The sequence below is a fragment of the Kitasatospora sp. NPDC096128 genome, from assembly GCF_040303105.1.
Classification (GTDB): Bacteria; Actinomycetota; Actinomycetes; order Streptomycetales; family Streptomycetaceae; genus Kitasatospora.
Genome location: NZ_JBEOSP010000022.1, coordinates 15,205 through 42,181, shown reverse-complemented (window position 1 = coordinate 42,181; position 26,977 = coordinate 15,205). Strand labels below are relative to the sequence as shown.

Below are 26,977 nucleotides of genomic sequence, written 5' to 3'. Positions count from 1 at the left end.
GCGCCTGCCACAGTGCGAGGGCAGTATGACAGCTCAGGATGAGGGCGGACGCTTCGTTGTACGAGCGTCCGCCCAAGCGTACGGAATCCTCCCGGCGACTTCCTAGAGCGCCCGCTAGACCGCTTCCAGAATGTCGATCACGAAGACCAGCGTGGAGTTCGGCGGCACCGAGCCCTGCGCCTGGTCCTTGTACCCCAGTGCCGGCGGCACCACCAGCAGCACCCGGCTGCCCACGTTCTGCCCCACCAGTCCCTTGTCCCAGCCCTCGATCACGCTGCCGGTGCCGATCTGCACGGCCTGGGCGCCGCCATGGGTCCAGGAGGTGTCGAACTGCTGCCCGTTGCTCCACAGCACCCCGGTGTACTGCACGATCAGGGTCTGCCCGGACTTGACCTGCTTGCCCTCGCCCTTGATCAGCACCGCCTGCTGGAGGTCGGTCGGGGCGGCCTGCCCGGCCGGGACGGTGATCCCCGCCGCCGCCTTGCCGTTGTCCTTGACCTGCGGCAGCGTCGCGGCCGGCTCGGTCATGTTCCCGGTCAGCGTGGAGTCCTGCGGCAGCGCCTCCACGATGTCCAGCACGAACACCACGGTGTCGCCCTTGTTGACGCCCAGCTGGGTCGAGCCCTGCTCGCCGAAGGCGGCCGCCGGCGGGGCCACCACCAGCAGCCGGGTGCCGACCTTCTTGTCGATCACGCTCTGGTCCAGCGCCGGCACCAGCTGCCCGCTGCCGGCCTGGTAGAGCTGCGGCTTGCCGTTGTCGTCGTAGGAGCTGGGCAGGTCCTTGCCGGTGGTCCAGTCCTTCGCCGTGTAGTTGACCGTCACCCAGTCGCCCTTGTTGACCGTCGACCGCTCGCCGTCGGTCACCGTGTTCACCACGAACTGGCCGCTGGGCTGCTGGCCCTCGGGGATGGTGATGGTGGCCTTGCTGCCGAAACCGCCGCCCGAAAGGGTGGGCATCGGGGAGGCCTCGCCCACCGGCGCCGGCACCGTCGGGGCGGCGCTCGCGGTGGACGGCGTCGCCGGTCCGGCTGCCTTGGTGGAGCTGCTGCAGGCGACCGCGAGCAGCAACGGCAGGGTGAGAAGCAAACCGGCGGTGCGACGCACGGGGGTCCTAACTGTCGGTCGAAGTCGGCTCTCCTGACTCGACGGACAGCGTATGCCCGGCACGCCTCCGGCCCCGGTAGACACCACCGGGGCCGGTCAACGCCTGGGGCTCAGCAGTCGATCATCTGCCGGCGGTCACATGCCGGCGATCAGCTTCTCCACCCGCTCGTCCACCGAACGGAACGGGTCCTTGCACAGCACGGTGCGCTGCGCCTGGTCGTTCAGCTTGAGGTGCACCCAGTCCACCGTGAAGTCCCGGCGCTGCTCCTGCGCCCGGCGGATGAAGTCCCCCCGCAGCCGGGCCCGGGTGGTCTGCGGCGGGATCGACTTCGCCTCGAAGGTCTTGAGGTCGGTGGTCACCCGCTTCGCCTGGCCCTTGCCCTGGAGCAGGTAGAACAGCCCGCGCCGACGGTGGATGTCGTGGTACGCGAGGTCGATCTGGGCCACCCGCGGGTTGGACATGCTCATCTCGTGCTTCTCGCGGTAGCGCTCGATGAGCTTGTACTTCATGATCCAGTCGATCTCGGTGGCCACCGTGTCCAGCCGCTCGCTGCGCACCGCCTCCAGGGTGCGGCCCCAGAGGTCGAGCACCTGGGCGATGGTGCCGGTGTTGATGCCCTTGCGGTCGGCGAACTCCAGGGCCTTGGTGTAGTACTCCTCCTGGATGTCCAGCGCGCTGGCCTCGCGGCCGTTGGCCAGGCGCACCTGGTGGGTGCCGGTGAGGTCGTGGCTGACCTCGCGGATCGCCCGGATCGGGTTCTCCAGGGTGAGGTCGCGCATCACCACGCCTGCCTCGATCAGCCGCAGCACCAGGTCGGTGGAGCCCACCTTGAGCAGGGTGGTGGTCTCGGACATGTTGGAGTCGCCGACGATCACGTGCAGCCGGCGGTAGCGCTCGGCGTCCGCGTGCGGCTCGTCCCTGGTGTTGATGATCGGGCGGGAGCGGGTGGTGGCGGAGCTGACGCCCTCCCAGATGTGCTCGGCCCGCTGGCTGACGCAGTACACCGCGCCGCGCGGGGTCTGCAGCACCTTGCCCGCGCCGCAGATCAGCTGCCGGGTCACCAGGAAGGGGATGAGCACGTCGGCCAGCCGGGAGAACTCGCCGTGCCGGGCCACCAGGTAGTTCTCGTGGCAGCCGTAGGAGTTGCCGGCCGAGTCGGTGTTGTTCTTGAAGAGGTAGACGTCCCCCGCGATGCCCTCCTCGTGCAGCCGCCGTTCGGCGTCCACCAGGAGTCCTTCGAGGATGCGCTCGCCCGCCTTGTCGTGGGTGACCAGCTCGGTCACGTCGTCGCACTCGGGGGTGGCGTACTCGGGGTGGGAGCCGACGTCGAGGTAGAGCCGGGCACCGTTGCGCAGGAAGACATTGCTGCTGCGGCCCCAGGAGACGACCCGGCGGAACAGGTACCGCGCAACCTCGTCCGGCGACAGCCGCCGCTGCCCGCGGAACGTGCAGGTCACGCCGTACTCGTTCTCCAGCCCGAAAATCCGGCGGTCCATGAGCACCTTCTTTCGAGGAATCCACCAACCTCAGCCAGTGGCCGAATCGAATCCTGAAACTGGCGTCGCAGAGCGACACAGCGCAGTAGCCTGATCACCTGCCGTCAGGCGGCGGGCAGGGCTTGTCCGGGGCCAGCCGTCAGGTCGGCTTGAAGCTCCACGGCGCCAGCCGTTGGGGAGGAGTCACGAGCACTCCCATCTGGTTGGAGTTCTCTCGACCTCCGCGAGGTCGCGCAGGCCACCGCAGGGGGTCGGAGTCCCGTAGGACGGCGGGCAGCGCCGTCCTACGGGACTCCTCCGTACTACCCGTCCGACGGCGCGCCGCCCGCCGGGTTCTCGTCGTCGTCCGCCTCGGCGGACTGGTCCCCGTCGAGCAGCCGGCCGAGCTGGTTGCCCAGGATCCGCTTGAACTTGCGCTGCTGGAACCGCTGGCGGTCGAGGACCGCGACCTCCAGCTGCTCCGGGGTGAGGGCGCGCGGGCTGCCCCCGTTGGGGTCGCGGGCGAGCGAGTCGACCGCGACCTTCACCGCCTCGGTGAGGCTCAGGCCGACGCGGTGGCGCTGGCCCAGGTAGTTGCCGATCGAGTCGGCGTTGCCGCCGACCACGACGTAGTTCTTCTCGTCGACGACCGAGCCGTCCGGCGTGAGCCGGTAGATCTGGTCGTCGTCGCCGGTGCGGCCGACCTCGGCCACGACCAGCTCGACCTCGTACGGCTTCTCGCCGACCGAGGAGAAGATGGTGCCCAGGGTCTGGGCGTAGACGTTGGCCAGGCCGCGGGCGGTGACGTCGGCCCGGTCGTAGGAGTAGCCGCGCAGGTCGGCGTAGCGGACGCCGCCGATGCGCAGGTTCTCGAACTCGTTGTAGCGGCCGACCGCCGCGAAGGCGATCTTGTCGTAGATCTCGGAGACCTTGTGGAGCGCCCTGGAGGTGTTCTCCGCGACGAAGACGATGCCGTCGGCGTAGGTGAGCACGACCACGCTGCGGCCGCGAGCGATGCCCTTGCGGGCGTACTCCGCGCGGTCCGCCATGGCCTGCTGGGGCGAGACGTAGAACGGTGTCGACACCGGCGGTCGTCCCTTTCCTGTGAGGTGGTGGCTAGAGCAGCGGGGCCTGCGGGCCGTTGGGGTGGACGAGCCGCTCGTCGGTGATCGAGACGGCGATCGCGGCGACCTCCGCGTCGGTGAGGCGGCGGAAGCCGTCCTCGGTGATCAGCGAGACGAGCGGGAAGATCTTGCGGGTGAGGTCGGGGCCGCCGGTGGCGGAGTCGTCGTCCGCCGCGTCGTAGAGCGCCTGGACGACCAGGGTCGAGGCCTGATCGGCCGTCAGGCCCTCACGGTAGAGCTTCTTCATCGAGCCGCGGGCGAAGACCGAGCCCGAGCCGGTGGCGGCGAAGCCGCGCTCCTCCGAACGCCCACCGGTGACGTCGTAGTTGAAGATCCGGCCGCGGCCGAGGTCCAGGTCGTAGCCGGCGAAGATCGGCACCACCGCGAGGCCCTGCATCGCCATGCCGAGGTTGCCCCGGATCATGGTGGTCAGCCGGTTCGCCTTGCCCTCCAGGGAGAGCACCGCGCCCTCGATCTTCTCGTAGTGCTCCAGCTCCAGCTGGAACAGCCGGACCATCTCGATCGCGAGGCCGGCGGTGCCGGCGATGCCGACCGCGCTGTACTCGTCGGCCGGGAACACCTTCTCCATGTCGCGCTGGGCGATGACGTTGCCCATGGTCGCCCGGCGGTCACCGGCGATCACCACGCCGCCGTCGAAGACCGCGGCCACGATCGTGGTCCCGTGCGGCGCCTCGACGACCACGCCCTCGGGGAGCCCCCGCAGGCCGGGGATCAGCTCGGGCTTGTGCTCGGCGAGGAAGTCGAGGAACGAGGACGACCCCGGGGTCAGGAAGGCAGCCGGTAGACGCCCGGTGCCACGAGTGTTGGCTTCCACACGATTCCTTCCAGGTAGCTTGAAGCGCGCATTGCCCGCACCCTACCCGCCGACGATCAACGCCCACGCGCGGAGGGGCCGGTGCCGGGACGGCCGGGCGGACGGCGCCGCCCGACCGTCCCGAACGGTCGCGACCGTGAATTCCCGATTACCGGGTGCGGGCTACTGCCCGCCCTTCTGCACGAATCCCCGGACGAAATCCTCGGCGTTCGACTCGAGCACTTCGTCGATTTCGTCGAGCACCGCGTCGACGTCGTCGCTGAGCTTTTCCTGGCGTTCCTTGAGGTCCTCGGAATTCTGGCTTTCCGCGACCTGCTCCTCGACCTCCTCGGAGGAGCGGTTTGCCCGCTGCTGGCCGCCGCCGGTGTCCTTGCTCGCCATTTCCCTCACCCCGCTCGAATCGTCTGGCACGGTTTGGTCGGTCGGTCGTTGCCCGTTGGCACCGACCCTATACACAAGGTGCGACTGCCGCTCCCGGTTTGGCGGTGGCGCTTCCTGTCCAACACCCGCTGCCACCCCGGATGATTCCCATTCCGCGGCCGTTCACCCGTGGTGATCGAAAAGTTACCCGCCGGACAGGACGCGCAGCAGGTCCTCCGCCGTGCGGCAGCGGTCCAGCAGCTCCTTGACGTGGTTGCGGGTGCCGCGCAGCGGCTCCAGGGTGGGCACCCGCTGCAACGAGTCCCGCCCCGGCAGGTCGAAGATGACCGAGTCCCAGGAGGCCGCCGCGACGTGCTCCGCGTACTGCTCCAGGCAGCGCCCGCGGAAGTACGCCCGGGTGTCCTCCGGGGGCTTGGAGACGGCCCGCTCGACCTCCGCCTCGGTCAGCAGCCGCTCGAACCTGCCGCGGGCCACCAGGCGGTTGTAGAGGCCCTTCTCGGGCCGTACGTCGCTGTACTGGAGGTCGACCAGGTGCAGCCGCGGATTGTCCCAGTCCAGGGCGTCCCGGGTGCGGTAGCCCTCCAGGATCTCCCGCTTGGCGACCCAGTCCAGCTGCTTGGAGAGCGACATCGGGTCGCGCTCCAGCCGCCCCAGGACGTCCTCCCAGCGGGCCAGCACGTCCGTGGTCTGCTCGTCGGCGTCGGTGCCGAAGCGGTCCTCGACGTACTTGCGGGCCAGTTCGAAGTACTCGAGCTGGAGTTGGACCGCGGTGAGCTTGCGCCCGTTGCGCAGGGTGATCAGGTGCTTGAGGGTCGGGTCGTGGGAGACCCGGTGCAGGGTGCGCACCGGCTGGTCGACGGCGAGGTCGGAGGCGATGAAGGAGTCCTCGATCATCGACAGGACCAGCGAGGTGGTGCCCAGTTTGAGGTAGGTGGAGATCTCGGAGAGGTTGGCGTCCCCGATGATCACGTGCAGCCGGCGGTACTTCTCGGCGTCGGCGTGCGGTTCGTCCCTGGTGTTGATGATCGGGCGCTTGAGGGTGGTCTCCAGGCCGACCTCGACCTCGAAGTAGTCCGCCCGCTGGCTGATCTGGAAGCCGTTCGAGGAACCGTCCTGGCCGATGCCGACCCGGCCGGCGCCGGTGACCACCTGGCGGGAGACGAAGAACGGGGTGAGGTGGCGGACGATGTCGGCGAACGGCGTCGCCCGCTTCATCAGGTAGTTCTCGTGGGTGCCGTAGGAGGCGCCCTTGTTGTCGGTGTTGTTCTTGTACAGGTGGATGGTCTGCCCGTTGGGCAGTTCCAGCGCGCGCTGCGCCGCGGCCGCCATGATCCGCTCGCCGGCCTTGTCCCAGAGCACGGCGTCGCGCGGGTTGGTCACCTCGGGCGAGCTGTACTCGGGGTGCGCGTGGTCCACGTAGAACCGGGCCCCGTTGGTCAGGATGACGTTGGCGAGACCGATGTCCTCGTCGGTCAGCTGGCTGGCGTCCGCCACCTCGCGCGCGAGGTCGAAGCCCCGCGCGTCGCGCAGCGGGTTCTCCTCCTCGAAGTCCCAGCGGGCCCGCCGTGCCCGGTGCATCGCCGCCGCGTACGCGTTGACGATCTGGGACGAGGTGAGCATGGCGTTGGCGTTGGGGTGCCCGGGCACGGAGATCCCGTACTCGGTCTCGATGCCCATCACGCGCCGTACGGTCATGCGGCCCTCCTTGCCCGGTGCCCCGCCCCCGACGGGCGGAACACGCTGACGTACCGCTGAACAACACCGCGCCGGCGGTCTGCCCGCGGACGGTGGGTCGAGCCTAGAACCCGGCGCCGACCGGCGGGCCCCGAGACGCGCCGTCCGGCTGCGGGGCCGCGAGGCGCCACAGCCGGACGGGGTGCGTACAGCTCCGGGGACCGTCGCCGGCCCGGATGAACGGCGTGCTTACAGGTACTGCCCCGTGTTGGCGACAGTGTCGATCGAGCGGCCGGACTCGGCGCCCTGCTTGCCGGTGACCAGCGTGCGGATGAAGACGATCCGCTCGCCCTTCTTGCCGGAGATGCGGGCCCAGTCGTCCGGGTTGGTGGTGTTGGGCAGGTCCTCGTTCTCCTTGAACTCGTCCACGCAGGCGGCGAGCAGGTGGGAGACGCGCAGACCGCGCTGACCGTGGTCGAGGAAGTCCTTGATGGCCATCTTCTTCGCCCGGTCCACGATGTTCTGGATCATGGCCCCGGAGTTGAAGTCCTTGAAGTACAGGACCTCCTTGTCACCGTTGGCGTAGGTGACCTCCAGGAAGCGGTTCTCCTCGGTCTCCGAGTACATCCGCTCCACGACCGACTGGATCATCGCCGCCACCGTGGCCCCGACGGAGCTGTCGTGCTCCTTGAGGTCGTCCGGGTGGAACGGCAGCGAGTCCTTGAGGTACTTGGAGAAGATGTCCTTCGCGGCCTCGGCGTCCGGGCGCTCGATCTTGATCTTGACGTCCAGGCGGCCGGGCCGCAGGATCGCCGGGTCGATCATGTCCTCGCGGTTCGAGGCGCCGATGACGATGACGTTCTCCAGGCCCTCCACGCCGTCGATCTCGGCGAGCAGCTGCGGGACGATGGTGTTCTCCACGTCCGAGCTGACACCGGAACCGCGGGTGCGGAACAGGGACTCCATCTCGTCGAAGAAGACGATGACGGGCGTGCCCTCGCTCGCCTTCTCCCGGGCCCGCTGGAAGACCAGGCGGATCTGCCGCTCGGTCTCGCCCACGTACTTGTTGAGCAGCTCCGGGCCCTTGATGTTGAGGAAGTAGCTCTTCCCCTGGGGGCGGCCGGTCACCTCGGCGACCTTCTTGGCCAGCGAGTTGGCGACCGCCTTGGCGATCAGCGTCTTGCCGCAACCGGGCGGGCCGTAGAGCAGCACGCCCTTGGGCGGGCGCAGCTCGTACTCCTTGAAGAGGTCGGCGTGCAGGTACGGCAGCTCGACCGCGTCGCGGATCTGCTCGATCTGGTTGCTGAGGCCGCCGATCTGGCGGTAGTCGATGTCCGGGACTTCCTCGAGGACCAGTTCCTCGACCTCGGACTTCGGCACCACCTCGTACACGTAGCCGGAGCGGGGCTCCAGCAACAGGGCGTCCCCCGCCCGGACGGTGATGTCCCGCAGCGGTTCCGCGAGGCGCACCACCCGCTCCTCGTCGGTGTGGCCGATGACCAGGGCGCGCTCGCCGTCCTCGAGGACCTCCTTGAGGGTGACGATCTCGCCGATGCGCTCGAAGGCCATCGCGTCCACGATGTTGAGGGCCTCGTTGAGCATCACTTCCTGGCCGCGCCGCAGTTCGTCGAGGGCGACGTTCGGGCTGACGTTGACGCGGAGCTTACGACCGCCGGTGAAGATGTCGGCGGTACCGTCCTCGTTCGCCTCGAGGAAGGTGCCGAATCCGGCCGGGGGCTGTGCCAGCCGGTCCACTTCCTCCTTGAGGGCCACGATCTGGTCGCGGGCCTCGCGCAGGGTGGAGGCGAGTCGTTCGTTCTGGGCGGTCACACCGGCCAGGTTGGTCTGGAGCTCGACGATCCGCTCTTCGAGGATCCTCGAATTGCGCGGCGAGTCGGCGAGCTTGCGGCGCAGTGCGGCGATTTCCTGCTCAAGGTACGAGACCTGAGCGGCCTCGTCGGAACCACGAGCGGGCCTGCCGGTGCTGCGGTTGTAGTCGTCATCGTGGGCTGCCACGGTCCTCACCTCCTCCGGGGAGCTGGACGCTTCCAGACCCTACCTGGGACCAGGGGTCCGTAAACCCCTAGATCAAGAAAGATGGAACGGGCGTGTCCGATCTTCGCCCCAGCGTGCTTCCCCTCTGCTAAGGGGATACCCACCGCGCACCACCCAAAGCGGGCCAGATGTATCGTCGAGCGAAGTGATATCCGATCGCGACCGCGGTGCTGGGTCCGATCGTTGTACGAATGGCGGGATTGCTCCAGGAATAGGGGCGACCCGGGACAGAAACGGCAGGGGACCATGTCGGTGACCGAGCAGACCGCGGCGGCGGCCGAAGCGCTGGAGGTGTGGATCGATCAGGATCTGTGCACCGGCGACGGCATCTGCGTCCAGTACGCCCCGGAGGTCTTCGAGCTGGACATCGACGGACTCGCGTACGTGAAGGGCGAGGACGACGAACTGCGCCAGCAGCCCGGGGAGACCGCCCCGGTGCCGCTGACGCTCCTTCAGGACGTGGTGGACTCGGCGAAGGAGTGCCCCGGCGACTGCATCCACGTGCGCCGGGTCGCCGACCGGGTCGAGGTCTACGGACCGGACGCCGAATAGGAGTTCAGGACGGCGGCCGGTTCAGGACGCGCCGGTCGGGGCGGCGGACTGGGAGCGTTCCCAGCCGCCGCCCCGGTGCGTCCAGGTGAGGTCGAGCGAGAGGTCGGGGCGGAAGCGCGGCACCTCGTCGCTCGAATACCCCTGCGCGCGGCCGGTGATGGCGCCGTCGGAGCGCACCGAGAGCCGGCTCAGGGTGAGGTTCTCGCGCTCGGTCAGCAGGGTGGCGACCACCACCGGGCGCTCGCCCGGGCCGAAGCCGAGCAGGTAGACGGAGTCCGGCGGGTTGCCGGTATCGGTGGCGCACTGCACGGCGACGACCGTGCCCGGGCGGCCGTCGCCCAGTTCGGCCGGCACGCTGAGCACCGTCCTGACCGGGAACGGGCCGCAGTCCATGGGCAGTTGGGCCTTGGCCGGATCGGGGGCGGCGCTCGCCGCGAGGGCCTTGGGGGTGCCGCCGCGGGCGGGCAGCGGGGTGCCGGTCGCCGGGGAGGCGGCGAGGGCGGCGGCCACCACCGCGCCGCAGCCGGCCAGGGCGAGGGCCCAGTGCCAGGGTGCGGTGCGCGCGTGACCGGGCCTGGTGCGGCCCTGCGGTGTCTGCTGTCCGGCCGTCGCCGTCGTCCCGACCGCGGTCTCCACCAGGCGTCCCCTCCAGAGCTCCAGGAGCTGGTCTGCGTGTGAGCGAGCATCGTCCCACACGGAACCCGCGGGCCGGCGGCCGGGGAGCCGAAGGACGCGGCGGTGCCGAAAGCGACGAGTGACGAGCGAAGAACGTCGGCGCCGGGTCGGAGCGCCCGGAGGCGAGCCGGCCGAAGAACGAAGGGGTGGTGCGAGCGTGACGCTCGCACCACCCCCGGTGTTCGGGCCGGGCTCAGCCCAGGTCGGGCTGCTCGGAGTCGGTGTCGCGGGCCGCCTTGCGGGCCGCGGCGCGCTCCTGGAGGGACGGCTCGGGCGTCCCGTTGTCGTAGTCCTCGCCGTAGGCGCCCTTGGCCGGGCGGCGGCGGCGCAGCGGCGGCTCGACGCCGTCCGCCAGGCGGCGGGCGGTGAGCAGGAAGCCGGTGTGGCCGATCATCCGGTGGTCCGGGCGGACGGCCAGGCCCTCCAGGTGCCAGGTGCGGACCATGGTCTCCCAGGCCTGCGGCTCGGTGAAGGTGCCGTGCTCGCGCAGCGCCTCGACGGTCTTGGACATCTGCGTGGTGGTGGCCACGTAGCAGCAGATGAGGCCGCCGGGGACGAGCGCCTTGGAGGCGACGTCCAGGCACTCCCAGGGCGCCAGCATGTCCAGGATGACGCGGTCGACGTCGGTCTCGACCAGGTTGTCCTGGAGGTCGCCGACGGTCAGCTTCCACGCCGGGTGCGGGCCGCCGAAGTAGCGCTCGACGTTGCCCTGCGCGATGTCCGCGAAGTCCTGGCGGCGCTCGTAGGAGGCCAGCATGCCCTGCTCGCCGACGGCGCGCAGCAGGTACATGCTGAGCGCGCCCGAGCCGACACCCGCCTCGATCACCCGGGCACCGGCGAAGATGTCGGCCATCGCCAGGATCTGCCCCGCGTCCTTGGGGTAGATCACGGCGGCGCCGCGGGGCATGGACAGGACGTAGTCGGGGAGCAGGGGGCGCAGCGCGAGGTACGGGACGTTCCCCGTGGTGCGCACGACCGTGCCTTCAGGAGCGCCGATCAGCTCGTCGTGCGGGAACGCACCCTTGTGGGTGTGGAACTGGTTCCCGGCCTGGAGCGTGAACGTGTAGTGGCGACCCTTGGGGTCGGTCAGCTGGACCTGGTCCCCGACCTGGAAGGGCCCGCGTCGGCGGGCGGCACCGGTCGGTTCGGACATGCGGCCAATCCTAAGGGAAGCGGGCCGTCCCGCCTCACCAGGGGCTGCTCAGCGGGCCGCTCACCGTCCGGAGACGGCCGCGGTGAGGCGCTGCTCGATGTCGCTGAGCGCGGCCACGCCGTAGACCCGGCCGTCCGCCTCGACCACCAGGTACTCCCCCGCCGGGGTGGCCTGGACGGCCCGCAGCAGGTCCTCGCCGCCGAGGTCGGCGTCCAGCCGCAGCCCGGGTTCGAGGTCGCGGGCGAGCGGGCCGACGGCCACCCAGGGGCGCCGGTGCTCCGGTACGGCCCGTACCGCGGACTCGCGGACGATGGCGATCGGGTCGCCCCGCCCGTCCACCACCACGACGGCGCCGGCCTGGGCCTCGCGGGCGCGCCGCATCGCCTCGCCGAGCGGGGTGTCGGCGGTGACCTCGACGGTGCGCCGGGCGAGCTCGCGCAGCCGCAGGGCGGGCAGCGCCTCCTTGAGCCGGGCGTTGCGCAGGCTCCCGGTGGCGCCGTTCCAGATGATCGCGGCCAGCACGGCGGCCAGCACCGCGTCCACCAGGGTGTCGGTGGTGGTGCGCTCGGCCCCGCGGGAGGCGCTGACCAGCGGCAGGCCGAACAGCACCGCGACGGCCAGCGCCCGGCCGATCCAGGCGGCCGCCACGGTGCCGGTCATCGCCTTGCCGGTGATCGCCCAGACCACGGCGCGCAGCATCCGGCCGCCGTCCAGGGGCAGCCCGGGCAGCAGGTTGAAGGCGGCGACCACCAGGTTGGAGACCATCAGGCCGGTCAGCAGCACCCCGGGGACGCTGGACAGTTCGACGGCCCGCAGCGCGAGGTAGAAGACGCCGCCGAGCACCAGCGACAGCAGCGGGCCGACGAAGGCCAGCCAGAACTCGCGCCAGGGACTCTCGGCCTCGTTCTCGATCTCGGAGACCCCACCGAAGAACTGCAGCTGGATCCGCCGAACCCCGAGCCGGTAGCGCAGCGCGACCAGGGTGTGGGCGAGTTCGTGCACCAGGACGGAGGCGTAGAAGGCCACCGCGAAGAAGAAGGCGAGCAGGTAGCGCTCGCCGCTGCCGAGTTCGGGCAGCACGTCGCCGAGCTGCCCGCCGAACACCCAGGTGATCAGGGCGGCGATGACGAACCAGGACGGGGTGACGTAGATGGGCACGCCGAAGGGGCGCCCCATCAGGAGGCCGCCGCCGCGCTCCGGCGGACGCCCGCTCGGGCGTCCGCCGTCCTGCGGTGGCTGGTCGGAGGTCTGCTGCCCCCTGGTGTCGCTCACCGTGATCCCTTCGGTCGTCCGCCCGTCGTGTCTCCCCGGTGCGCCCACGCTACGTGATCGCGGCCACTTGGCGGCGCGCGCCCCTCTGTCAGGCTTCATACCCACTGGGCCGCTCCCGGACCGGCCCCGGGCGGGCTTCGGGCGGACTTCGGCCGGACTCCGGGGAAAGCCGCCGCGGCAGCACGGTGGCAGCGGGATGACAGGAAAGGGCAATAGGGTCGTAGCCATGCAGCAGACCGACACCAGCAGCGTCGCCGGGGCCCCGGCGCGCCCGGCGGCGCCCCCGACCGGGCTGTCCCCGTCCCGAGCGGGGGACTTCCTCACCTGTCCCCTGCTGTACCGACTGCGGGTGATCGACCGGCTGCCGGAGCCGCCGAGCTCGGCGGCGACCCGGGGCACCCTGGTGCACGCGGTGCTGGAGCGGCTGTTCGACAGCCCGGCGGCCGAGCGGACGCCGGAGCGGGCGCTGGGCCTGCTGCGCCCGCAGTGGGAGCGGCTGCTGGGCGAGCGCCCGGAGCTGGGCACGCTCTTCCCCGACGACCCGGACGGCGCGGCGCTGACCCGCTGGCTGGCGGACGCCGAGAAGCTGGTCGGCCAGTGGTTCCGGCTGGAGGACCCGACCCGGCTGCACCCGGTGGAGCGGGAGCTGTACGTGGAGACGGCCCTGGAGTCGGGGCTGCTGCTGCGCGGCTACATCGACCGGGTGGACGTCGCCCCGACCGGCGAGGTCCGGCTGGTGGACTACAAGACCGGCCGGGCGCCCTCGCGGGACTTCGAGGGCAAGGCGATGTTCCAGATGAAGTTCTACGCACTGGTGGTGTGGCGCTGGAAGGGCGTGATCCCCAAGCGCCTCCAGCTGGTGTACCTGGGCGGCGGCGGGGACGTGGTCAGCTACGACCCGGACGAGGCCGACCTGCTCGCGGTGGAGCGCAAGCTGCAGGCGCTGTGGGAGCGGATCGCCGAGGCGGTGGCCACCGGGGACTTCCCGGCGACCCGCAACCGGCTCTGCGACTGGTGCGACCACCAGGCCAGCTGCCCGGAGTTCGGCGGCACCCCGCCGCCGTACCCGCTGCCCGTGCCGGCCTGTACGTCGGATGAGAGCGATCCCACGGGGGATCCGATGAGCGAGGAGTCCTAGGTGACGATCCGAGTGCTGCTGGTCGACGACCAGCCGCTGCTGCGCACCGGTTTCCGGATGATCCTGGAGGCCGAGTCCGACCTCGTGGTGGTCGGTGAGGCCGGCGACGGCCAGCAGGCGCTGGACCAGGTCCGGGCGCTGCAGCCCGACGTGGTACTGATGGACATCCGGATGCCGCGGATGGACGGCGTCGAGGCGACCCGCCGGATCGCCGGTCCGGGGCGGGACGGTCCGGCCAAGGTGCTGGTGCTGACCACCTTCGACCTGGACGAGTACGTGGTGGAGGCGTTGCGCGCGGGTGCCAGCGGCTTCCTGCTGAAGGACGTCCCGGCGGAGGAGCTGGTGCAGGCGATCCGGGTGGTCGCGGACGGCGCGGCAATGCTGGCGCCGAGCATCACCCGCCGACTGCTGGACATGTACGCCACCAAGCTGCCGTCCGGCGAGGAGGCGCCGCCGCAGGCGCTGAGCGCGCTGACCGAGCGGGAGTTGGAGGTACTCAAGCTGGTGGCGCGCGGGCTGTCGAACGCGGAGATCGCGGCCGAGCTGTTCGTCAGCGAGACGACCGTGAAGACCCACGTCGGCCATGTGCTGACCAAGCTCCAGCTGCGCGACCGGGTGCAGGCGGCGGTGTACGCCTACGAGAGCGGCCTGGTGCGGCCGGGCGCGCTGTAGTCGGCGGCCCGGCGGCGGGCGGCGACACGACGGCGGCCCGCCCGCTCCCCCGGTGGTACGAGGGGGAGCGGGCGGGCCGCCGTGCGTGGCGGGCTACTTGCCGCTGCGGCTGATCTCCCAGAAGCGGAAGAAGCCGGTGGTGTCGACGGTGGACTCGACGCCGGTGATGTCCGGGCGGGCCGCGTAGAAGGACTTGTTCTGGTACAGCGGGACCAGCGGCACCGACTCGGCGACGAGCTGCTGGATCTGCGCGTAGCCGGCCGAGGCGGCGCTGCGGTCGGCCTGCTTGAGGCCGTCCGGGATCAGCTTCTGGCTGATCCGCGGGTCGTCCCAGCCGGTGTGGTAGATGCCGCCGTCGACCAGCAGCGGGGCGATGTAGTTGTCCGGGTCCGGGTAGTCGGCGAACCAACCGACGATGTACGCCTGGTACTTGCCCTCGGTCCAGCCCTTCTTGTAGGTGTCCCAGTCGGACTCCTGCTGGACCGTCACCTGGAAGAGGCCGCCGGTCTCCAGCTGCTTCTTGATGGTCTCGGCCTCGCCGTTGCCGGCCCGCGAGCGGGACCAGGTGAGGGTGAGCTTGACCGGGGTCTGGACCTTGTTGTCGGTCAGGGCCTTCTTGGCCTTGGCCACGTCCTGGTCGCCCCAGCGGTCGAAGAAGGCGGTGGTGTGGCCGGTGACGCCGGCCGGGACCATCGCGTACAGCGGCTGGACGGTGCGGGCGAAGACGTCGCGGGCGAGCGCCTTGCGGTCGAGCAGCGCGGCGGCGGCCTGGCGGACGCCGACGTTGCTCAGGACCGGGTCCTTGGTGTTGAAGACCAGCGAGCGGGTGTCGTTGCTGTCGCCCTCGACCACCTGGAGGTCGGTCTTGCCGCCCTGCTGGTCGGAGCGGATCTGGGCGGCGGTGTTGGGCTCCAGGCTGTTGTCGGTGACGTCGACGTCGCCCTTGTCCAGCGCGGCCTTGAGGTCGGCGGGCTTGTCGAAGTACCGGACGGTGAACTTGTCGTTCCGCAGCTTGGCGTCGCCGCCGTACTTGTCGTTGGGGACCAGCACGACCTTGCCCACCTGCTTCTCGCCGGCCATCTCGACCGAGTCGAGGCGGTAGGGGCCGGAGCCGACGACCTTGTCGTTGGCGAGCGCCTTGTCGGCCGGGTAGACCTGGTGGTCGACGATGGCGCCGGCCGGGGAGGCCAGCTTGGCCGGCAGGGTGGCGTCGGGGGTCGACAGGTGGAAGACCACCTCGCTGTCGCCCTTGGCCTCGACGCTCTTGATCGAGGCGAGCAGGCCGGCCGGGCCGTTCGGGTCGTTGATCTTCTTGGTCCGCTGGATCGAGAACACCACGTCCTCGGCGGTCAGCGGGTGGCCGTTGGAGAACTTCAGGCCGGGCCGCAGGGTGCAGCGGTACTCGGTGGCCTCGCCGCCGGAGAAGTCGCAGGACTTCGCCGCGTCCGGGGTGGGCGTGCTGGCGGCGGCCGGGAAGGTCAGCAGCGACTGGAAGCTGTTGCGCAGCACCAGCCAGGAGCCGGAGTCGTAGACGGCCGCGGGGTCCAGCACGCCGGTCAGCTGGACGGTTCCCATGGTGATCGACTTGCCGCCGCTGCCCCCCTTGACGGCGTCGGTGACCGATCCGCAACCGGCCACCGTCACGGCGACCAGACCGGCGCAGCCGAGTGCTGCCAGGCGTTCAGCTGAAGTCTTCACAGGGAGCGTCCTTCGGGGGTGTCGCGAACCCGAGTAGCGTGCCATATCGAACACGCACGACCGATACCCGTGCAGATGACGTTTGGGACACGGTCGTTGGGGGCATCACGGCGCGCCCGACGAGTTGTCAGCCAATGCCCGTTTTCTCCCCGTCCGACCGCCGGCGGAGGCCCCGCCCGGGCGCTTACCGGCCGGTAGGGGCGAAAGGCAATGAGATGACAATCACATCCACGAGGCGGCTCTCGGTCCCGCTCCGTTAGACCCGCGAGGCGACCAGGGATCGCAGCAGTTCGAGATCGACCTGCTCCAGCGAGGACAGCACCAGCCGTCCGGGGGCCTCCTCGATCGGCGCCACCGAGGGCACCGCGATCACCGGGCAACCCGCCGCCTCGCCCGCCCGCACCCCGGTCGGGGTGTCCTCGACCACCACGCAGCGGGCCGGCTCCGCGCCCAACCGGCGGGCCGCCTCCAGGTACGGGTCCGGGAAGGGCTTGGTGCGCGGCACCTCGTCCCCGCCGATGGTGAAGGCGAAGCGCTCGGCGCCCAGCGAGCGCAGCACGATGTCGATCACGTGCCGGTGCGAGGCGGACACCAGTGCGGCCGGAACCCCGTGCGCGGCAAGGGTGTTGAGCAGCCGCTCGGCACCCGGCATCAGCGGCACCCCGCCGGCCAGCAGGTCGACGAAGCGCTGGTTGACCAGCACGCCCAGGTCGGCCGGAGCGATGTCCACCCCGGTGCGGGCGACCAGGTAGTCCATCACCCGGGTCATCGGGCCGCCGACGACGTGCGCCCGGTCCTGCTCGTCCAGCCGGTGGCCCAGCTCGGCGAAGAGCGTGACCTCGGCCTGCCACCAGAAGTCCTCGGTGTCCACCAGCGTCCCGTCCATGTCCAGCAGCACCGCCTGCAGGCCTCGGTCGTACCCGTGGTCGAGCGCCTGGACGGCGGTGGAACTGGTGGTCATGGCGGGTCCTTCCGGCTGCGCCCAGGACGTTCCCGGGGATGGCACGGGCCGACCCGCTGGTGAGCGGACCGGCCCGTTCAGGATCATCCAGCTTACGCCCGCTTCGCCCGGAAAGAGCGAACGGAGAAGGGCGTCAGGGTTACCGCGCGTTGAAGTACTTCGCCTCGGGGTGGTGGATCACGATCGCGTCGGTGGACTGCTCCGGGTGGAGCTGGAACTCCTCGGAGAGCACCACGCCGATCCGCTCCGGCTTGAGCAGCTCGGCGATCTTGGCGCGGTCCTCCAGCTCGGGGCAGGCCCCGTAGCCGAGCGAGAAGCGGGCGCCCCGGTACTTGAGCGCGAACATGTCCTTGACGTCCTGCGGGTCCTCGCCGGAGAAGCCCAGCTCGAAGCGGACCCGGGCGTGCCAGAACTCGGCCAGCGCCTCGGCCAGTTGAACCGAGAGGCCGTGCAGCTCCAGGTAGTCGCGGTAGGAGTTCCCGGCGAACAGCTCGTTGGCCGCCTCCGAGATCCGGTTGCCCATGGTGACCACCTGGAGGCCGACCACGTCCCGCTCGCCGGACTCCTCCGGGCGGAAGAAGTCCGCCAGGCAGAGCCGGCGGCCACGCCGCTGGCGGGGGAAGGTGAAGCGGGTCCGCTCGGTGCCGTCCTCGTGGAAGACGATCAGGTCGTCGCCCTTGGAGTTGGCCGGGTAGTAGCCGTAGACCACGGCCGCCTCCAGCCAGCCCTCGGTCTGCAGCCGGTCCAGCCAGGCCCGCAGCCGCGGCCGGCCCTCGGTCTCCACCAGTTCCTCGTAGGACGGGCCTTCGCCGCTGCGCGCGGCCTTGAGGCCCCACTGGCCCTTGAACAGAGCGTCCTCGTCCAGCCAGGAGGCGTAGTCGGCGAACGGGATGCCCTTGACGATCCGGTCGCCCCAGAACGGCGGGCTGGGCAGCGCGTTGTCCAGCGCGACGTCCGAGCGGATCTGGCCGAGGTTGACCTCGGGCTCCGGCTCCGCCACCTCGACCCTGGCGTGCCGGCGCTGCTTGAGCTCCGGCAGGGTCGCGCCGGGCACGCCGCGCTTGACCGCGATCAGCGCGTCCATCAGCCGCAGGCCCTCGAAGGCGTCCCGGGCGTAGCGGACCTCGCCCTCGTAGATCTCGTGCAGGTCCTGCTCGACGTAGGCGCGGGTCAGGGCGGCGCCGCCGAGGATCACCGGGAAGCTGGCGGCCAGCTTGCGCTGGTTCAGCTCCTCCAGGTTCTCCTTCATGATCACGGTGGACTTCACCAGCAGGCCGGACATCCCGATCACGTCCGCCTTGTGCTCCTGCGCGGCGTCCAGGATCGCCGAGACCGGCTGCTTGATGCCCAGGTTGACCACGTTGTAGCCGTTGTTGGACAGGATGATGTCGACCAGGTTCTTGCCGATGTCGTGGACGTCGCCCTTGACGGTGGCCAGCACGATGGTGCCCTTGCCCTCGCTGTCGGACTTCTCCATGTGCGGCTCCAGGTGGGCCACCGCGGTCTTCATCACCTCGGCGGACTGGAGCACGAACGGCAGCTGCATCTGGCCGGAGCCGAACAGCTCGCCGACCACCTTCATGCCGGACAGCAGGGTGTCGTTGATGATCTCCAGCGCCGGGCGCGCGGCCAGGGCCTCGTCCAGGTCGGCCTCCAGGCCGTTGCGCTCGCCGTCGATGATCCGGCGCTGCAGCCGCTCGTCCAGCGGGAGCGCGGCCAGCTCCTGCGCCTTGGAGGCCTTGACCGAGGCGGTGGACACGCCCTCGAACAGCTCCAGCAGGCGCTGCAGCGGGTCGTAGCCGTCCCGGCGGCGGTCGTACACGAGGTCCAGCGCGGCCTCGCGCTGGTCCTCGGGGATCCGGGAGATCGGCAGGATCTTGGAGGCGTGCACGATCGCCGAGTCCAGGCCGGCCTCCACGCACTCGTGCAGGAACACCGAGTTGAGCACCACGCGGGCGGCCGGGTTGAGGCCGAAGGAGATGTTCGACAGGCCGAGGGTGGTCTGCACCTTCGGGTGGCGGCGCTTGAGTTCGCGGATCGCCTCGATGGTCTCGATGCCGTCCCGGCGGGACTCCTCCTGACCGGTGGCCAGGGTGAAGGTGAGGCAGTCGACCAGGATCGAGCCCTCGTCGATGCCGTAGTCGGCGGTGAGTTCGGCGATCAGCCGCTCGGCGATCTCGACCTTCAGCTCGGCGGTGCGGGCCTGGCCCTGCTCGTCGATGGTCAGCGCGATCAGGCCGGCGCCGTGCTCGCGGGCCAGCGAGGCGATCTGCCCGAAGCGCGAGTCGGGGGCGTTGCCGTCCTCGTAGTTGACCGAGTTGAGCACCGCGCGGCCGCCGAGCGCCTCCAGGCCGGCCCGCAGCACGGGCGGCTCGGTGGAGTCCAGCACGATCGGCAGGGTGGAGGCGGTGGCCAGCCGGCCCGCGATCTCCTTCATGTCGGCGACGCCGTCGCGGCCGACGTAGTCGACGCACAGGTCCAGCAGGTGGGAGCCGTCCCGGATCTGGTCCCGGGCGATCTCCACGCAGGCCTGCCAGTCGCCCGCCAGCATCGACTCGCGGAACTTCTTCGAGCCGTTGGCGTTGGTGCGCTCGCCGATCGCCAGGTACGAGGTGTCCTGGCGGAACGGCACCGCCTGGTACAGCGAGGAGGCCGCGGGCTCCGGCTGCGGCTCGCGCCGCACGATCGGACGGCCCTGGACCCGCTCGACCACCTGGCGCAGGTGCTCGGGCGTGGTGCCGCAGCAGCCGCCGACCAGCGAGAGGCCGTACTCCCGGGTGAACACGTCGTGCGCCTCGGCCAGTTCGGCCGGGGAGAGCGGGTAGTGGGCGCCGTCCTTGCCGAGCACCGGCAGGCCCGCGTTCGGCATGCAGGACAGGCCGATCCTCGCGTTCTTGGCCAGGTAGCGCAGGTGCTCGCTCATCTCGGCCGGGCCGGTGGCGCAGTTGAGGCCGATGTAGTCGACGCCGAGCGGCTCCAGCGCGGTGAGCGCGGCGCCGATCTCGGAGCCGAGCAGCATGGTGCCGGTGGTCTCCACCGTGACCTGCACCAGCACCGGGAGGTCCAGCCCGGCCTCGGCCAGCGCGCGCTTGGAGCCGAGGATCGCGGCCTTGGTCTGCAGCAGGTCCTGGCTGGTCTCGACCAGCAGCGCGTCGGCGCCGCCCGCGATCAGGCCGGCCGCGTTCTGCTGGAAGCCGTCGCGCAGCGTCTCGTACGGGGCGTGGCCGAGGGTCGGCAGCTTGGTGCCGGGGCCGATCGAGCCGAGCACCCAGCGGGTGCGGCCGTCGGCGGCGTGGGCGTCGGCCACCTCGCGGGCGATCCGGGCGCCGGCCTCGGACAGCTCGAAGATGCGCTCGGCGATCTCGTACTCGCCCAGGGCGGAGAAGTTGGCACCGAAGGTGTTGGTCTCGACGCAGTCCACGCCCACCGCGAAGTAGGCCTCGTGCACGGAGCGGACGATGTCCGGCCGGGTGATGTTGAGGACCTCGTTGCAGCCTTCGAGGTTCTGGAAGTCCTCCAGCGTCGGGTCCTGCGCCTGGAGCATGGTGCCCATCGCACCGTCGGCCACCACCACCCGGGTGGCGAGCGCTTCACGCAGCGCGTTCGCGCGGCTCTGCTGAGTGATGGACGGGTCGGCTGCAGTGGCCATGGGGCGTCTCCCTGGTGCGACGGCTGTCGGCTTTGCGGGCCCGCTTGCTCGGGCCCACACGTGGCCAGGGTATCCGGCCCGCGGCCCGGCCTGCCGTGCATTCCGTATCCTGAGCGCTCGACCGCAAGGGGGGAGCAACCGCGTGGCCCGATTCGGGACCGGCGCGCGGCGGATCGGGCGGGCCACGACGGCTCCGTTCCGGGCGCTGCGCGACCGCTGGAGGCGCTGGTCCTGGTGGCGCCGGGCCCTGCTCGCGCTGGTGCTGGCGGCGGCCGTGCCGGTCGCCGCGCTGGGCTCCGTGTTCATCGCGATCCGACTGCACTACTCGGGTGAACCGTCCGCCGAGGCCCGCACCCGGGGCCGGGACGCCGTCTGGCTCGGCCACGCCTGGGTGGACGGCCGCAAGACCGACGCCGACATCGCCGCGCTGGCCCGGCAGCTGGCCGGCACCGGCGTGCGCGACCTGTACGTGCACACCGGCCCGCTGGAGCACGACGGCTCGCTGCCGCCGTCCGTCCACCCGCGGGCCCGCTGGTTCACCGAGGCCGCCCACCGGGCGCTGCCGGGGGTGCGGCTGCAGGGCTGGCTGGGCGACGAGGTGAAGCCGGAGCGGGACGCCCTGGACCTCGACGACGCGCCCACCCGGGACCGGGTCACCGCCGCGGCCGGCCAGGTGCTGGACCAGGGCTTCGACGGCGTGCACTTCGACATGGAGCCGATCCGCCCGGGCAGCGCCGGCTGGCTGACCCTGCTCGACCAGGTCCGCCCGGTGACGGCCGCCCGCGGTGCGAAGCTGTCGGTCGCGGCCCCGCAGATCGACCCGGTGCCCGGCCTGCACACGGCCGGCATCCTGCTCACCGGCCACGGCAAGTGGTGGGACCAGGAGTACTTCCGCGCGACCGCCCGCCGGGTCGACCAGATCGCGGTGATGACCTATGACACCTCGATGCCGACCCAACCGCTGTACGGCGGCTACGTCGCGCAGCAGACCGAGCTGGCGCTGGAGGCCACCCCGACGGACGTCGACCTGCTGATCGGGCTGCCGTTCTTCTGGGACGACAAGCCCGGCCACCACGGCGACGCCGAGACCGTCCCGGCGGCCGTCCGCGGCGTCCGGCTGGGCCTGGGCCGGCAGGACCTGGGCCGGGCCGACTTCGGGGTCGCGCTGTACGTGGACTTCGCCGCGACGCCGGAGAACTGGGCAGCGTACCGGCAGGGCTGGGTGGACGCCTCCTAGCGGCCCCCAGCGCCTTCCGCGGCGCTCAGGCCGCCATCCGGTGGGCCAGGGCGCCCAGGTAGCGGTGCACGGTGGCGTCCTCGCCGGCCAGGTAGTGGGCGACGGCCCGGTACAGCGGCTTGCGGACCTCGCCGTGCTCGGTGACGGTCAGCGAGCAGCCGGGCCCGGCCGGGGTGAGCCGGTACGTCCAGGTGCCGCCGTAGGGCAGGTCCGGGTCGGCGATGCCGGTCACCAGACGGTGCGGGGCCTCGCTGGCCACCACCTCGTAGGTGGTGTGCCCGTGCCGGTCGTACTCGCGCCACCGCGGGCGGCCGCCGGCCCCGGCGGGCAGCCGCTCGACGTGGGTGAGGCCCGGGCGCCAGGCCGGGTACAGGTCGATGTCGGTCAGCACCTCCCAGACCGCGCCGGGCGGCTGGGCGAGTTCCAGCCCGCCCTCGGTGACGTGCTCGACCGGCAGCCGGCGCCCGGCCCGGTCCGCCGCCAGCAGCGCGGCCCCGGCCAGCGCCGCCGCACCCGCACCCGCGCCGATCCACAGCCGTCGGTTCATCGGTCGGCCCCTTCCGCCCGGCCCCCGCCCCCCATCATCACGCCGCCGCACCCGGCCCGCCCCCTGACCCCGCGTGGCCGGTCAGGCACCGTGCGTCCACCCCGGGCGGCCTGACACCGCGTCAGCCGTCGCGGGCCGGATATCCGCTGGATCACGGCAGCCCGCTCCCCCAGACTGTCCCGGTGCCCGGCCGCCATGCGCATCAAAGCCCGTAGGCTGGGCAGGTAGGGACCATGGAGCGAGCCGTTCCATGGGAGACGAGAGGTTCGACAGGCGGGTGCCGGCCCGTCGTTGCCCCGGCAGGCCAGCCGAGGCGGTGCCGGTCCGACCGCCGACCGGAGGGAGACGCTGGGTGATCGAGTTGGAAGATGTTCCCGAGTTGATCGACCCGGTGATGGTCTGCGCCTTCGAGGGGTGGAACGACGCGGGCGACGCCGCCTCCGCGGCCCTGGCGCACCTGGACGACACCTGGGGCGGCAAGGTGTTCGCCGCCCTGGACGCCGAGGACTACTACGACTTCCAGGTCAACCGTCCGACGGTCTGGCTGGACGGCGGCGTCCGCCGGATCACCTGGCCGACCACCAGGCTCTCGGTGGTCCGGGTGACCGAGCCGGTGACCAGGGACGTCGTGCTGGTCCGCGGGATCGAGCCCAGCATGCGCTGGCGCTCGTTCTGCAACGAGCTGCTCGCCTTCGCCCACGAGCTGGGCGTCGAGCTGGTGGTGATCCTGGGCGCACTGCTCGGCGACACCCCGCACAGCCGCCCGGTGCCGGTCAGCGGGGTCACCTCGGACCCGGACCTGGCCCGTCGGCTGGACTTGGAGGAGAGCCGCTACGAGGGCCCGACCGGGATCGTCGGGGTGCTGCAGGAGGCCTGCACCCACGCCGGGGTGCCGGCCGTGACGCTGTGGGCCGCGGTGCCGCACTACGTCGCCCAGCCGCCCAACCCCAAGGCCACGCTGGCGCTGCTCAACAAGCTGGAGGACCTGCTGGACCTGCGCATCCCGCCGGGCGAGCTCGGCGAGGACGCCCGGGCCTGGCAGTTGGGCGTGGACCAGCTGGCCGCCGAGGACAGCGAGGTGGCCGAGTACGTCCAGCAGCTGGAGGAGGCGCAGGACACCGCGGAACTGCCGGAGGCCTCCGGGGACGCGATCGCGCGCGAGTTCGAGCGCTACCTGCGCCGCCGGGAGAACGTCGGCCCGACCGGCGAGAAGCCGGTGTCCGGGCACGCGACGGCCGAGCGGCCGGCCGAGCCGGAGGGACCGGGCACGACCCGGGAGACCCAGGAGGGGGCCGAGGAGGAGTAGGGCCTGCCCTGGTCCCCACCGGCCCCGCCCCGGTCCGCGCGGACCATGGAACGCCGAAGGGGCGCCGGGACTCGAAGTCCCGGCGCCCCTTCGGCGTTGCTGTGCTCGACCAGGCCTACAGCGCGACGCCGAGCAGGGCGTCCACGGTGCGGGACACCAGGCCGGGCGCGCCGGTGTCGGTGCCGCCCGCGGTCTCCTGCCGGCCGACCCAGCGGTCGACGGCGGCCAGCGCGGCGGGCGCGTCCAGGTCGTCCGCCAGCGCCGTGCGGACCTCGGCGAGCAGCTGCTCGGCGGCCGGGCCGTCCGGCCGGGAGACGGCGGCCCGCCAGCGGGCGAGGCGCTCGACGGCCTCGTCCAGGACGGCCTTGGTCCACTCCCAGTCCGCGCGGTAGTGGTGCGAGAGCAGCGCCAGGCGGATCGCCGCCGGGTCGACGCCCTCGCGGCGCAGGGCCGAGACGAAGACCAGGTTGCCGCGGGACTTGGACATCTTCTGGCCGTCCAGCCCGACCATGCCGGCGTGCACGTACGCCTTGGCGTACGGGTGGGAGCCGGTGGCGGTCTGGGCGTGCGAGGCGCCCATCTCGTGGTGCGGGAAGGACAGGTCGCTGCCGCCGCCCTGGATGTCGAAGGTCATGCCCAGGTACTGCAGGGCGATGGCGACGCACTCGATGTGCCAGCCGGGGCGGCCGTGGCCGAGCTCGGTGTCCCAGGCGGGCTCGCCCGGGCGGGCGGCCAACCAGAGCAGGGCGTCCAGCGGGTTGCGCTTGCCGGGGCGGTCCGGGTCGCCGCCGCGCTCGGCGAAGACCGGGCGCATGGCCTCGCGGCTGAGGCCGGAGACCTCGCCGAAGTGCGGGTCGGCGTCGACCGAGTAGTAGATGTCCTCGTCCACCTTGTAGGCGGCGCCGGAGGCCAGCAGCTTCTGGACGATCGGGACGATCCACGGGATCGACTCGACGGCGCCGACGTAGTGGGCCGGCGGGAGCAGCCGCAGGGCGGTCATGTCCTCGCGGAACAGGGCCGTCTCGCGCTCGGCGAGGGCCACCCAGTCCTGGCCGGTCTCGACGGCGCGCTGCAGCAGCGGGTCGTCCACGTCGGTCACGTTCTGGATGTAGAGGACGTCGTGGCCGGCGTCCTTCCAGACCCGCTGCACCAGGTCGAAGGCGTTGTAGGTGGCGGCGTGGCCCATGTGGGTCGCGTCGTAGGGAGTGATGCCGCAGACGTAGATCCGGGCGGGGCCGTCCTGCGGCACCACCTCGCGGACCGCACCCGCTGCGGTGTCGAAGATACGGAGGGGAAGCCCCTGACCAGGCAGGGCGGGAACCTCGGAGGCGGGCCAGGCATGCATGGGATCGACTTTAACCTTGAGAACATTTGAAAGCCTAACCAGTAACAAAGATCGACTGGATTCGCTTCCTGTCGTTGCCCGACCGCTTCCTGACTGATAGAGCGCATTCCGTTCCGGGCTTATGGCTCGATCCATTCGGATACGGACACGGGTGAGCGCCCGGTCGACCCTGCCGCCGACCGGGCGCCCGGCCCCCCGGGATCGCGGCCGGAGCCGCTACGACCGCTGCCAGAGGGCCGGCACGTTCGGCGGCTCCCAGCCCGCCATGGCGGTGTGCGCCTGGAGACAGACGTAGGAGGCGCCGGAGTAGCTGACGCGGTCGCCCGCGTTGTACGCCCGACCGGCCGTCCAACTGCCGCCCGGCGGCGTGGTGGGCCCGCCGGTCGGGGTGGCGGTGGGCGTGGGCGTCGGGCTCGGGGTGCCCGGGGTCTGGGGCACGTCCAGGACGAAGTCGTAAGTGGCGGTCTCGCCGGGCCCGTTCTGCTGGACGTTCATCAACAGCCGGGCGTCGTAGATGGTGTCGGTGTTGTTGCGCGGCTCGCCCGGGAAGTAGAGCTGGGTGGTCAGGATCGGGCGGCCGGGGGCCTGGAGCTTGACGTGCAGGTGCCGGGTGCGGCCCGGGTAGAGGCCGGGGACGATGGTGTCCAGCCGGTACGCGCCGTTGGCGTCGGTGAACTGGTGGCCGCGGAAGGTGTAGCCGACGTTGTCGTAGTTCCCGCCGTCGTCGGCCTGCCAGAAGTCCAGCAGCACACCGGAGACGGGCCGGCAGGCGCGGCCGAAGACGTATCCGCTGACGGTCAGCCGGGTGCCCGGGCCGTCGTCCGCCATCGAGCTGCGCAGCGGGGAGTCGGGCTTGAAGTACGGCCCCTCGGTCTGCTCGATGGTGGGGTCGTCTCCGTCGTGGCACTCGGGGGTCAGGCCGGGGGCGCGGCCGGTGCCGGCCTGCTCCCTGGCCAGGGCGACCCCGCCGCCGACCAGCAGCGGCGCGACTCCGAGCGCGGCGGCGGCCTTCAGGACGGTCTTGCGGCTGATCATGCCGTCGGACGGGGGCATGCGCCGTCTCCTTCCGGTGGATCCTTCACTGGGGGTGGGGGTGGGGGTGGGGGTGGCCCTTGCCATGGTGGGGGCATGACAAGGGCCGAACCGGCCGCCGTCCGCGCGCTGGCCCGACCGCCGGTGGCCAGCAGTTACGTTACGGACCGTCCGGAGCGACGGCGATGGACATGATCCGGGGATCGTGGTGATTTCCGTCGACCCGGGCGCGGAACTCCCCCGGGGTCATCCCGGTCTCCCGGCGGAAGAAGCGACAGAAGTACGCCGGATCCGCGAAGCCCGCCTCCTTGGCGACCTGACGGATCGTCAAATCCGTGCAGGCGAGCAGCCGTTTGGCCTCCAGGGTCTGCTGCCGACGGATCAGTCCACCCGGAGTGCGGCCGGTCGCCTGCTTGACCAGGGTCTGCAAGTGCCCCGGGGAGACGCCGAGTTCCTGGGCGGTGGAGGCGACCGAGTGCCGCACGCCGCCCGGCTTGGCGATCAACCGGGTGAAGGCGGCGGCCAGTTCGGCCGGCCGGGTGGGCACCGCCGGCCGGTCGTCCGGGGTGCAGGCGCGCAGCGCCCGGACGATCAGGATGTGCAGGCTGGCCCGCAGCACGCCCTGGTAGCCGGGCGCCCTGGCCAGGTACTCCTGCTCCATGTCGGCGAGCAACCCGGCGATGGCACCGGCCTGTTCGCCGAGCCCGATGGCGGGGCGGGTGGCCAGGGCGCGCAGCGCGGCGAGGTCTTGCGGGTGGCCCAGCAGGAAGTCCTCGTTGAACAGGACGACCCGGCCGGCGAGCCCTTCCGGGTCCGCCCAGTGGTGCACCTGGCCGGGTGTGATCACGCACAACTGCGGTGGCGCCAGCGGCCGGTGGACCAGGTCCAGGACATGGGCGCCGTGGCCGCCGGTGACCAGGACGATCTCGTGGAAGGAGTGGCGGTGGGGGAAGTTGGCCCGGGAGAGCGGGCCGATCGCGTCGAAACTGCCGATCGCGAAGGGCAGTACGTGGGGAAGTGGGACCTGCAGGCGGTGCAACGGCAGGTCCGGCGCGGTTCGGGGGGTGGGGGTGGTCCGTCGCACGTCCATC

At 71.4% G+C, this 26,977-nt stretch carries 22 protein-coding genes; 5 read left to right on the top strand and 17 right to left on the bottom strand.

Annotated elements, in window-relative coordinates; all coding sequences use genetic code 11:
• Positions 1–114: 114 nt before the first annotated feature.
• From ABTY61_RS23940 to arc, 7 genes are all read right to left on the bottom strand, one after another.
• Positions 115–1,104: an FKBP-type peptidyl-prolyl cis-trans isomerase gene (locus ABTY61_RS23940; protein ID WP_350507090.1), complete on the bottom strand. Its 990-nt coding sequence runs from the start codon at positions 1,102–1,104 to the stop codon at positions 115–117.
• Between the two features lie 135 nt (positions 1,105–1,239).
• Positions 1,240–2,601: a Pup--protein ligase gene (gene pafA, locus ABTY61_RS23935; protein ID WP_350507089.1), complete on the bottom strand. Its 1,362-nt coding sequence runs from the start codon at positions 2,599–2,601 to the stop codon at positions 1,240–1,242.
• Between the two features lie 302 nt (positions 2,602–2,903).
• Positions 2,904–3,665 (bottom strand): proteasome subunit alpha, encoded by a 762-nt coding sequence (gene prcA, locus ABTY61_RS23930; RefSeq protein WP_350507088.1) that lies wholly within the window; start codon positions 3,663–3,665, stop codon positions 2,904–2,906.
• A 31-nt stretch (positions 3,666–3,696) separates the two neighbouring features.
• Complete coding sequence (gene prcB / locus ABTY61_RS23925; RefSeq protein WP_350507087.1) at positions 3,697–4,539, bottom strand: proteasome subunit beta; 843 nt, start codon at positions 4,537–4,539, stop codon at positions 3,697–3,699.
• 162 nt (positions 4,540–4,701) lie between these two features.
• On the bottom strand, positions 4,702–4,920 hold the full coding sequence (locus ABTY61_RS23920) for a ubiquitin-like protein Pup (RefSeq protein ID WP_350507086.1): 219 nt from the start codon (positions 4,918–4,920) through the stop codon (positions 4,702–4,704).
• 183 nt (positions 4,921–5,103) lie between these two features.
• Positions 5,104–6,615, bottom strand: a complete 1,512-nt coding sequence (gene dop / locus ABTY61_RS23915) for a depupylase/deamidase Dop (protein ID WP_350507085.1) — start codon at positions 6,613–6,615, stop codon at positions 5,104–5,106.
• Positions 6,616–6,843: 228 nt separating this feature from the next.
• Entirely contained in the window at positions 6,844–8,610 is a 1,767-nt protein-coding gene (gene arc / locus ABTY61_RS23910) for a proteasome ATPase (RefSeq protein WP_350507084.1), read from the bottom strand.
• Between the two features lie 285 nt (positions 8,611–8,895).
• On the opposite strand from arc, the gene ABTY61_RS23905 reads away from it, so the two are divergent.
• Positions 8,896–9,201 carry a ferredoxin gene (locus ABTY61_RS23905; protein ID WP_350507083.1) on the top strand — a complete coding sequence of 102 codons (306 nt, stop codon included), beginning with the start codon at positions 8,896–8,898 and terminating at the stop codon, positions 9,199–9,201.
• 21 nt (positions 9,202–9,222) lie between these two features.
• On the opposite strand, the gene ABTY61_RS23900 is transcribed toward ABTY61_RS23905, so the two are convergent.
• From ABTY61_RS23900 to ABTY61_RS23890, 3 genes are all read right to left on the bottom strand, one after another.
• Positions 9,223–9,837, bottom strand: coding sequence for a hypothetical protein (locus ABTY61_RS23900; RefSeq protein WP_350507082.1), 615 nt, complete (start codon positions 9,835–9,837; stop codon positions 9,223–9,225).
• A gap of 232 nt (positions 9,838–10,069) precedes the next feature.
• Positions 10,070–11,029, bottom strand: a complete 960-nt coding sequence (locus ABTY61_RS23895; protein ID WP_350507081.1) for a tRNA (adenine-N1)-methyltransferase — start codon at positions 11,027–11,029, stop codon at positions 10,070–10,072.
• A gap of 60 nt (positions 11,030–11,089) precedes the next feature.
• Positions 11,090–12,301, bottom strand: coding sequence for a site-2 protease family protein (locus tag ABTY61_RS23890; protein ID WP_350507080.1), 1,212 nt, complete (start codon positions 12,299–12,301; stop codon positions 11,090–11,092).
• 226 nt (positions 12,302–12,527) lie between these two features.
• Between ABTY61_RS23890 and ABTY61_RS23885 the strand changes: the two genes are divergently transcribed.
• Both ABTY61_RS23885 and ABTY61_RS23880 read left to right on the top strand, forming a co-directional pair.
• A complete protein-coding gene (locus ABTY61_RS23885; RefSeq protein WP_350507079.1) occupies positions 12,528–13,439 on the top strand; it encodes a RecB family exonuclease in 912 nt (303 codons plus the stop codon).
• Entirely contained in the window at positions 13,440–14,111 is a 672-nt protein-coding gene (locus ABTY61_RS23880) for a response regulator (RefSeq protein WP_063346919.1), read from the top strand.
• Positions 14,112–14,204: 93 nt separating this feature from the next.
• On the opposite strand, the gene ABTY61_RS23875 is transcribed toward ABTY61_RS23880, so the two are convergent.
• The 3 genes from ABTY61_RS23875 to metH form a co-directional block, all read right to left on the bottom strand.
• A complete protein-coding gene (locus tag ABTY61_RS23875; protein ID WP_350507078.1) occupies positions 14,205–15,809 on the bottom strand; it encodes an ABC transporter substrate-binding protein in 1,605 nt (534 codons plus the stop codon).
• Between the two features lie 256 nt (positions 15,810–16,065).
• The gene (locus ABTY61_RS23870) at positions 16,066–16,770 is read right to left on the bottom strand and encodes an HAD family hydrolase (RefSeq protein ID WP_350507077.1); all 705 of its coding nucleotides are present in this window, start codon (positions 16,768–16,770) and stop codon (positions 16,066–16,068) included.
• A gap of 139 nt (positions 16,771–16,909) precedes the next feature.
• Positions 16,910–20,419, bottom strand: coding sequence for a methionine synthase (gene metH, locus ABTY61_RS23865; protein ID WP_350507076.1), 3,510 nt, complete (start codon positions 20,417–20,419; stop codon positions 16,910–16,912).
• A gap of 142 nt (positions 20,420–20,561) precedes the next feature.
• On the opposite strand from metH, the gene ABTY61_RS23860 reads away from it, so the two are divergent.
• Positions 20,562–21,656 (top strand): glycoside hydrolase family 18 protein, encoded by a 1,095-nt coding sequence (locus ABTY61_RS23860; protein ID WP_350507075.1) that lies wholly within the window; start codon positions 20,562–20,564, stop codon positions 21,654–21,656.
• A gap of 25 nt (positions 21,657–21,681) precedes the next feature.
• On the opposite strand, the gene ABTY61_RS23855 is transcribed toward ABTY61_RS23860, so the two are convergent.
• On the bottom strand, positions 21,682–22,203 hold the full coding sequence (locus tag ABTY61_RS23855) for an SRPBCC family protein (protein WP_350507074.1): 522 nt from the start codon (positions 22,201–22,203) through the stop codon (positions 21,682–21,684).
• Positions 22,204–22,555: 352 nt separating this feature from the next.
• Between ABTY61_RS23855 and ABTY61_RS23850 the strand changes: the two genes are divergently transcribed.
• Entirely contained in the window at positions 22,556–23,509 is a 954-nt protein-coding gene (locus ABTY61_RS23850) for a PAC2 family protein (protein WP_350507073.1), read from the top strand.
• A 115-nt stretch (positions 23,510–23,624) separates the two neighbouring features.
• Here ABTY61_RS23850 and mshC read toward each other — a convergent pair whose 3' ends face one another.
• From mshC to ABTY61_RS23835, 3 genes are all read right to left on the bottom strand, one after another.
• Positions 23,625–24,854 (bottom strand): cysteine--1-D-myo-inosityl 2-amino-2-deoxy-alpha-D-glucopyranoside ligase, encoded by a 1,230-nt coding sequence (gene mshC / locus ABTY61_RS23845; RefSeq protein WP_350507072.1) that lies wholly within the window; start codon positions 24,852–24,854, stop codon positions 23,625–23,627.
• 216 nt (positions 24,855–25,070) lie between these two features.
• A complete protein-coding gene (locus ABTY61_RS23840) occupies positions 25,071–25,973 on the bottom strand; it encodes a dioxygenase family protein (RefSeq protein WP_502895419.1) in 903 nt (300 codons plus the stop codon).
• A gap of 73 nt (positions 25,974–26,046) precedes the next feature.
• Entirely contained in the window at positions 26,047–26,976 is a 930-nt protein-coding gene (locus ABTY61_RS23835; protein ID WP_350507070.1) for a helix-turn-helix transcriptional regulator, read from the bottom strand.
• Between the last annotated feature and the right edge of the window lies 1 nt (position 26,977).